Raw genomic sequence first — 8,095 nt, forward strand, 5'->3', positions numbered from 1 at the left:
GGCGCCGCGGCGGCCGCGGGGTCCGGGCGAGCCGGCGCGACCGGCGCGCCGCGCTGCACCGGCGGCGGCGCAAGCGGGTGCTGCTCGTGGGGGCGGGGCTGTTGCTCGCGGCGGGCGGACTCAGTCTTGCCGAGCTGGGTACGGAGGCCCCGTCGTCCGAGCCGAATTCGGCGGCCGCGGACGACTCGCCGTCCGGTTCCTCGGCCTCCGCGGACGGCGCCGCGTCGTCGGGCGACGACTCGGGTTCCGCCGGAGGGGCGGGCGCCTCGTCTCCGGGCGCGTCGGCTTCTCCCTCGGCCTCGGAGTCGAAGAAGCCCAAGAAGGACGACAAGGACGACCCGAAGAAGTCGGCCGCCCCGTCTCCTACTGCCGACCCCACGTCCTCGGCCCCGCGTGCGAACCCGGCGCCCCCGGACGACTCCACGACCTCGAACCCGGACAAGCCGGATCCCGCACCCACGACGAAGGTCCCGGACCCGGAGCCGATCCCGTCGGAGACGTGCACGCGATTTCTTTGGTGGTGCTCGTAGCGACGAGGTCGCTGGGCTCGGCGTGTGAGGTGCGGCTGGGTGGGGGCTGGTCGCGCAGTTCCCCGCGCCCCTGGGTGGGTGGGGGTTCGGGTTGCATGTGGTCTGCGGGGGCGTCTTGGGCTGAGCGCGCAGTTCCCCGCGCCCCTGACGGGGCCCGAGGGCCCGGTAGGGCCCTTAGGGGCGCGGGGAACTGCGCGAGCAACCCAGGCCGGCCGGTAGGTGACGACGGGCCTCAGGCGCCGGTTTTTTAGGGGCGCGGGGAACTGCGCGACCAGCCCCCACCCGCCCGCACCTCACACATCACCCAAGCCCGATCCCCCCGGCCCGGCGGAGCCTTCGAGCATCCGTAGAAGCAACCCCCGCAAAGCCACCCGCTCCTCTCGCGAGAGCCCCGCAAGGGGCTCGCGCGCGAAGTGGAGCGAGTCCCGCAGACTCCGCGCAACCCGCCGCCCCTCCTCCGTCACCGCCGCCAGCTTCACCCGCCGGTCCGCGGGATCGGGCCGCCGCTCGACAAGCGCCCGCGCCTCCAGCCGATCCACGATCCCGGTGACATTGGACGGCTCGCACTTCAACTTCTGCGCCAGCCGCCGCATGGGCAACGGCTCGAGCGAGAGCAGGCTCAGCAACCGAGCCTGCGCCCCGGTCAGCGCATGCTCAGCGGCAGCGTCCTCGTACTCCTCGTGATACCGGGCCACAACCGTGCCGATGAGGTCGACGACCTCAAGTGTCAGAGGGTCGATCCGGGAAGTCTTCTGCGTGGCCATGGATCCCAGGCTACCCCGTTACTTGACAACATGAAATATCCAGGCGCATGGTTGTTTCAGGTACTGAAGTATCTGAAGCATGAGAGCCGCAGCACCCGGAAAGGCGCCCCACATGACCGACACCCCCGAGCTCCCCGCCACCAGCCGCGAATGGCACCTCGCCGCCCGCCCGGTCGGCTGGCCCAAGCCCGAGGACTTCGCCTTTGTCGAGACCGAGGTGAAGCAGCCCGGCCCGGGCCAGGTCCTGGTGCGCAACGAGTACCTGTCCGTGGACCCGTACATGCGCGGCCGCATGAGCGACGCGAAGTCGTACGTCGCCCCGTTCGAGATCGGCAAGGTCATGCAGGGCGGCGCGGTCGGCGAGGTCGTCGCGTCGAACGCGGAGGGCATCGCGGTCGGCGACCACGTCCTGCACTCCTTCGGCTGGCGCGAGTACGCCGTGGTCGACGCCAAGCAGGCCGTCAAGGTCGACCCCCAGGCCGCGCCGCTGAGCACGTACCTCGGCGTCCTCGGCATGACCGGCCTCACCGCGTACGCGGGCCTCCTGCGCACCGCGTCCTTCAAGGAGGGCGACTCCGTCTTCGTGTCGGGCGCCGCCGGTGCCGTCGGCAGCCAGGTCGGCCAGATCGCCAGGCTCAAGGGCGCGTCGCGGGTCATCGGCTCCGCCGGCTCGGACGAGAAGGTCAAGCTGCTCGTCGAGGAGTACGGCTTCGACGCGGCGTTCAACTACAAGGACGGCCCGGTGGCCCGGCAGCTGCGCGAGGCCGCCCCGGACGGCATCGACGTGTACTTCGACAACGTCGGCGGCGACCACCTGGAGGCCGCCATCGGCTCCCTCAACCTCGGTGGCCGCATCGCGATCTGCGGAATGATCTCCGTCTACAACAACACCGAGCCCGCCCCCGGCCCGAAGAACCTCGCCCGCCTCATCGCCACCCGCGGCCGTATCGAGGGTCTCCTCGTCAACGACCACTACGACCTGCAGCCGCAGTTCGTCCAGGAGGTCGGCCCCTGGGTCCGCTCCGGCGAGCTCAAGTACCGCGAGACCGTCGTCGAGGGCATCGAGAACAACCTGGAGGCGTTCCTCGGGGTCCTGCGCGGCGACAACACCGGGAAGATGATCGTCAAGCTCTGAGCCCCGGAAGCCCTGTCGGTGAACTTCCGACATGCGGTAACTTCTTTCCGAACCTGTCGCGATCGTGGGCGCGAGTCGCGGCGGACCAAGGAGGAACACACCGAATGTCCATCCAGCAGTCCGAGGTCCTGTACACCGCCGTCGCCACCGCCGAAAACGGTCGCGACGGCCGTGTCTCCACCGACGACGGCACGCTCGACGTCGTCGTCAACCCGCCCAAGGAGATGGGCGGCAGCGGCTCCGGCACCAACCCGGAGCAGCTGTTCGCGGCCGGCTACAGCGCCTGCTTCCAGGGCGCCCTCGGCGTCGTGGCCCGCAAGGAGAAGGCCGACCTCTCCGGCTCGACGGTCACCGCGAAGGTCGGCATAGGCAAGAACGACGACGGCTTCGGGATCATCGTCGAGATCTCCGCCGAGATCCCGAACGTCGATGCCGCCACGGCCCGGGACCTGCTCGAAAAGGCCCACCAGGTATGCCCGTACTCAAAGGCCACCAGGGGCAACATCACGGTCACACTGACCTGAGGACCGAGCCCCGTAAGGGGCGCGGGGCTGTGACATATGCGGCTCCGCCGCGTGGGCGCGACCAGCCCCCACCGGCCCGCAGCTTCAACACAACCCTCTCCCCCTTCCCCCGGTTCACGGCGCACCGCTTACGAAAGCGCTGCGCCGTGAACCACCCGAACCAACCGCTGATTCTCCGGCGCCGCCCCGCCCGGGAAAGCGATCCGGCGCCGCGTGTACCCGTACGCCAGACCACTACGCGGATCCGCGAACGCCTGCGACCCACCCGCACCGCTGTGGCCGAAGGCCCCCGCGCCCAGGAAGGGATGCCACATGTCCCCCGTGGCCTGGAAGCCCAGCCCGTACGACTTGTGGGCGCGGGCGATCAGGTCGTAACCGACGGAATGGATCTGCCCGACCTCCGCGACCGCGTCCGGCTTCAGCAGCGGCGCCCGGCCGTCGACCTGGCTGATGGCCGCCGCGTACATCCCGGCGAGCCCGCGCGCGGAGGCCACCCCGCCCGCCGAGGCCGGGCCTTTGGCGCGCACGGTACGGGAGTTGGGGTGCTCCACCAGCGTCCCCGTCCCCGGTACGTGCTCGTTGAACGCGATCGACGCCAGCGTGTGCGGCCCCTTCGGCGTGGCGTCCAGCAGGGCCTGCTCCGGCGGCGTGGGCGCCATCGGCTGTACGGAGCGGTAGCGGGGCTCCTCCGACTCGGGCAGCCCCAGATAGAAGCCGAGCCCGTACGGGGCGCGGATCCGCTCCTCGTACAGCTCCTGGAGAGTGCGGCCCGTGGCCCGCCGTACGACCTCGCCCGTCAGCGCGCCGATCACCAGCGCGTGATAGCCGAAGGCTGAGCCCGGCCGCCAGAACGGCCGTTGGGAGGCGAGCCGTTCGGCGACCACCCGGTCGTCGGCCAGCTCGTCGAACGTGAAGCCCGCGTCCGCCCCGATCACGCCTGCCCGGTGCGCGAGCAGTTCCCGCAGGGTCACCGCTCCCTTGCCCTCGGCGGCGAACTCCGGCCAGTAGTGCGCCACTTCACGGTCGAGCTCCAGCGTGCCGTCCTGTACGAGCAGGGCGACCACCAGATGGGCCGCCCCCTTCGTGGACGAGAAGACACCGAACAGCGTGTCGCCGTCCGTGTCCGCGCCGGCCCAGAGATCGACGACCCGCCGCCCCTGCACGTACGCGCTCAACTGGCCCGCGTAGTCCGGGCGTTCGGCGGCGACGACGGACGCGAACTCCTCGCGCACCGCCTCGAAGCCTTCGGCGACGGTGCCGTGGATCTCCTGTGCCATCCGTGCTCTCCTCGTTTCGCTGTTCTGGTTTCGATGTTCTCTCGGAGTTCTCGCGGAATGTCCTCGGAGTGTCCCTGAGGACTTCTCCGGACGTCTCCGGACTTCTCGGAACTCCTCAGGGCCTCAGGACACTGTCAGCAAGGCGCGGGCGACCTGTGGGAATTCCCCCTTCGGATGGTCGCGGAAGAGGGGCTCCGTGCCGAACAGGACGGCGTGTGGACCGCTGACGACCGCCGCTTGGCCCGCGGCCTGGGCCGGGCCGCCGCTGCCGTCCTCCAGAGGGCGCCAGTGGCCGGACACGAGCGGGTTCCCGGTCGCGTACGACTGCTCCACCCGGACCCCAGGGCCGGGATCCGTGAACCACAACGGGGCGTAGACGAAGCTGTGGTCCGGGGCGCCGGTGGTCACACCGCCGGACGAATTGACCACGCGCACGACGCCGTTGGCGTCTCCGTTGCCCTCCACGGGCTTGACCGCGAGAAGCCCTGCGGCGGCGTTGAGGGCCGCTCCGGTGGCTCCGCGGCCGACGAGACCCTCACGGGCCAGGAAGGCGTCCAGGGCGGCGCGTGCGGCCGTGTTGAGGCCCGTATGGTCCAGACCGGCCGAGGCGAACAGGACGTCCGCCTTCGACCAGTCGAAGCCCGCGTTGAGGATCGCGGTGGAGACGGGGACGACGTCGAAGTTCATCTCACGGAGTGCGAACAGCTCGCCCGGCGTGACGGCCGCGGCGACCCGTACCCGGTGGAGCGGGGTTCCGCCGGTGGCCTTCGTCGCGTCGAAGGCGACGTCGTACCGCTTCGCGAGGGCCACGGCCTTCGCACGGGCCGAGGCGGGCACGATCGCGCTGCCGTCGGCGGCCTGACGCACCGAAACTCCGGCTGCCAGAAGGGAGTTGAGGGCCGCGATCTCTCGGGCGTCGTCGAGACGCAGCCGGAGCGTGCCGCGCGGCGCCACGTACCCGACATCCGCGGCCTCGTCGACAGCCCGGTCCGGCACCGCGAGCTTCGAGGTCCGTACGGAGTCGACCGTCGCGCCCCACAGCCGGCCGAGACTCCAGCCGGAGATGTCGTACATGACCGACACCTTGTCGCTGATGTCCCGCCCGTCGGCCAGCATCACATTGGCCATACCGCGCTTGGGCTGGTGCAGATCGACGACGTACGAGCCCTTGGCGTACGCCTTGCCGGCGAGCCTGAAGTCCTTTGTCGCGCGCCGGACCTGGACGTCGTTGGCGAGCAGGTGGTCGACGAGACGGGCCGCGGCGGTGGCCGAGCGCTGCGCCTTCGCGCCCGCCGGAATGACGTACGCGCGAGGGAAGTCGGTGGTGTAGACGTCCTCCGGACCGATGCCCGGGACACCCGGCACGGTCTCCGGTGAAACCGGGACCTGCGCGGCGCCCGTCACGCTCCGCCGGAAGACCTCGATCTGGTCGGCGATGAGTGAAGTCCGGTTGGTCCGGGCGTAGTCGAGGCTCGCGCGCATCGCCGCGCCGGCGATGTCCACGTTGATGGCCGCACGGCGGCGGAGTTCGTCCACCGGCAGGTCGTCGTACTCGTCGTTGTTCACCGCCATCGGGAACTCCACCGTGTGCGCCGCGACCGTCCCGTGGAACGGCATGTACTGCGGGGTGAAGATCGGCGGCCAGTCGTCCCAGCCCTCCTCCTGGTCCCGGAACGGGATCTGGGCGGGCTCCACGCCGTCCTTCTCGGGCGTGTAGCCGAGGCCGTTGACTGCGGCCTCCATGCCCAGCGCGTTGGCGTAGGTGTTCTTCAGGAAGAGGTCGTACTCGTAGTTCTCGCCGTGCGGAGGCGTGGTCGGCTCGATGAGCGTGCCGTTGACGTACCCGTGCAGGTCGACCATCACCGCGGGCTGCTTGTCGATCGCGATCTGTCGCATCGCCCGGACCTCGGGCTGCGAGGCGGTCACGAAGTCGCGGTTCAGGTCGAAGCCGTTGGCGTTGGCGCGGGTGCCGGCGATCCGGCCGTCCGGGTTCGCGGTGATGTTGAAGTAGACGCGGCTCTGGGCGAGGAGATCGAGGGTGGTGCCGTCCTTCGCCGTCGCGAGCCGCTCGATCAGCTTGAGGGCGGCGTCCGTGCCCTCCCACTCGTTGCCGTGGATGTTGTTGTTGAAGAAGACGGGCGTCTTGTAACCGCGCTTGATCGCCGGGTCCTTGGCGGCGGCCGCGGGTGCGTTCTCGATCAGTTCCCGCATACGTTCCTGCGTGCGGGCCTGCCGTGCGGACTCCGGCGCGGTGACGGTGACCAGGTAGAGGCGGTGGCCGCCGGCCGAGCGTCCCGCGATCTCCACGCTCACGCGGTCGCCGAGCCGCTGGAGGGCGTTCAGCTTCGGGGCGATGGAGTGGTACGGGGTGAGGCCGAGCTTGACGGACTTGTCGGCCGGGTTCTCGGGGTCCGGGGTGAGGACCTGTTCGCGCGGGTAGCCGCGGGTGCCTCCGGCGGTCCCGGTGCCGTCGGTGAGCTCGGTGACCGGGGCGTTCAGGGCCCGCTCGGTCGTGCTCTCAGGGGCCTTGGCGGCACGGTCGGAGAGGGCTGAGCCCTCGCGGACCGGGGGCTGGGGCGTCGGGTCGGCGACGGCGCCGCTCGGGGTGAGCAGGAGGGCGGCCGCCGCGGTGGCGGCGGCCGTGGCTGTCAGGGCGGGTCTCGGTAGGCGCACGCGTACCTCCGCTGGTTCCTGGTTCCTGTGGACGTGTCTGACATCGGTACGCGAGGTCTACCTGTTCGACTCGCTTGCAACAAGGGGGCGTTGGCGTCACGCCCGCCACGGATGCCACCGATGGCGGGTGCTCGGGCGGGTGGAGGGGGCATGCTGAGGGTGGACGCCAGCAGGCCGGCAGAGCGTGTGTGAGGCGAGGAGAGTCCATGGCAACGATTCCGTCGCTCCCCAGCAGGGATGACGTCGCGCGTATCGCGCGCAACACGACCGATATCACCGGCCAACTGCTGGACACGGCAGGGAACATCACGCGTATCGCCATCAACACCTTTGATCCTCGCGACGGTTCGGGGGCCGAGGTGTTGCGGGTGTTGCGGGAGACGACCGCCGAGCTGGCCGAGGCGAGTGCGTCTCCGGAGGCCCAGGAGGCCTTCTACCGGATCGTGGACACCTTGACGCGGCTGGGCACGAGCGGGGCGCCGCTGGCCGTTCACCCGGTGAGCGAGCCCGCGCAGGCGTTGCTGGCGGCGCTCGGGGACAGTCTGCTGCCGGTCCTCGATGCGGTGGAGCCCGCTGTGGAGGAGGCCGCGGAGGCGCTCGGCGAACTGGTGGAAGCCACGTCGCCGCTGCTGCCCGCGGCGGCGGGGCTGTCGGCGGGTGTGCTTCTCGCCCTTGCCCCGCTGATCCGGGCCGCGGCGGATGTGTTGCGGGATTCGTCTCCCGAACTGCGGCGGATCGCTGACGCGTTGACGGCGGCGGTGGCTCCGCTGCTGCCGCTCCAGGTGGCACTGGCGGAACGGGCGGCTGCGGCCGGGGCGGGTGTCGTCCGAGCGGCGCTTCCGCCGCTCGCCGACCTCACGGAGGCGGCGGCCGCCGGCCTCAAGGCGGGGCGTCCCTTGCTGATCGCCGGCGAGGAGTTCGTGGTCTCCGGCCTCGAACAGCTTCAGCCTGTGTTGCTGGCGTCCGCGTCTCGTGCGGGGCGGGTGGCTCGGGCTGCGGCGGTGCGGGTGTCCGCGGCGGTGTCGCCTGCGGCGGAGCCCGGGGTTGTGGTGGCTGTGCAGCCGGTGTGATGTCCGGGAGTTCGTCTGCGGGTGGGTGGGGGCTGGTCGCGCAGTTCCCCGCGCCCCTGGGGTGGGTGGGGGTGTCGGTCGGTTCGTCGGGGGCGGGGCCGGGGGGGGGGGGGGGGGCGGGG

At 71.0% G+C, this 8,095-nt stretch carries 7 protein-coding genes; 4 read left to right on the top strand and 3 right to left on the bottom strand.

Annotated features, from left to right (window positions below; genetic code table 11):
• Positions 1-530 (top strand): hypothetical protein (locus GAS53_RS55360; RefSeq protein WP_192583325.1); only part of this gene is annotated, 530 nt, incomplete at its 5' end.
• A gap of 293 nt (positions 531-823) precedes the next feature.
• On the opposite strand, the gene GAS53_RS28425 is transcribed toward GAS53_RS55360, so the two are convergent.
• Positions 824-1,294, bottom strand: a complete 471-nt coding sequence (locus GAS53_RS28425) for a MarR family winged helix-turn-helix transcriptional regulator (RefSeq protein WP_151480573.1) — start codon at positions 1,292-1,294, stop codon at positions 824-826.
• 112 nt (positions 1,295-1,406) lie between these two features.
• On the opposite strand from GAS53_RS28425, the gene GAS53_RS28430 reads away from it, so the two are divergent.
• Entirely contained in the window at positions 1,407-2,429 is a 1,023-nt protein-coding gene (locus tag GAS53_RS28430) for an NADP-dependent oxidoreductase (RefSeq protein WP_151480574.1), read from the top strand.
• Between the two features lie 104 nt (positions 2,430-2,533).
• The gene (locus GAS53_RS28435) at positions 2,534-2,953 is read left to right on the top strand and encodes an organic hydroperoxide resistance protein (RefSeq protein ID WP_151480575.1); all 420 of its coding nucleotides are present in this window, start codon (positions 2,534-2,536) and stop codon (positions 2,951-2,953) included.
• A gap of 128 nt (positions 2,954-3,081) precedes the next feature.
• Here the strand turns inward: GAS53_RS28435 and GAS53_RS28440 are convergent, their stop codons facing one another.
• Positions 3,082-4,230, bottom strand: coding sequence for a serine hydrolase domain-containing protein (locus tag GAS53_RS28440; protein WP_151480576.1), 1,149 nt, complete (start codon positions 4,228-4,230; stop codon positions 3,082-3,084).
• A 123-nt stretch (positions 4,231-4,353) separates the two neighbouring features.
• A complete protein-coding gene (locus tag GAS53_RS28445) occupies positions 4,354-6,903 on the bottom strand; it encodes a M14 family zinc carboxypeptidase (protein ID WP_151480577.1) in 2,550 nt (849 codons plus the stop codon).
• 206 nt (positions 6,904-7,109) lie between these two features.
• Between GAS53_RS28445 and GAS53_RS28450 the strand changes: the two genes are divergently transcribed.
• The gene (locus GAS53_RS28450; RefSeq protein ID WP_151480578.1) at positions 7,110-7,973 is read left to right on the top strand and encodes a hypothetical protein; all 864 of its coding nucleotides are present in this window, start codon (positions 7,110-7,112) and stop codon (positions 7,971-7,973) included.
• Positions 7,974-8,095 lie beyond the last annotated feature (122 nt).

The organism is Streptomyces albicerus (genome assembly GCF_008905045.1).
Lineage (GTDB): Bacteria > Actinomycetota > Actinomycetes > Streptomycetales > Streptomycetaceae > Streptomyces > Streptomyces albicerus.

Bases quoted from the DNA above. Each gene is read 5' to 3' on its own strand.
- GAS53_RS28425 (WP_151480573.1), bottom strand. From the start codon at position 1,294: ATGGCCACGCAGAAGACTTCCCGGATCGACCCTCTGACACTTGAGGTC.
- GAS53_RS28430 (WP_151480574.1), top strand. From the start codon at position 1,407: ATGACCGACACCCCCGAGCTCCCCGCCACCAGCCGCGAATGGCACCTC.
- GAS53_RS28435 (WP_151480575.1), top strand. From the start codon at position 2,534: ATGTCCATCCAGCAGTCCGAGGTCCTGTACACCGCCGTCGCCACCGCC.
- GAS53_RS28440 (WP_151480576.1), bottom strand. From the start codon at position 4,230: ATGGCACAGGAGATCCACGGCACCGTCGCCGAAGGCTTCGAGGCGGTG.
- GAS53_RS28450 (WP_151480578.1), top strand. From the start codon at position 7,110: ATGGCAACGATTCCGTCGCTCCCCAGCAGGGATGACGTCGCGCGTATC.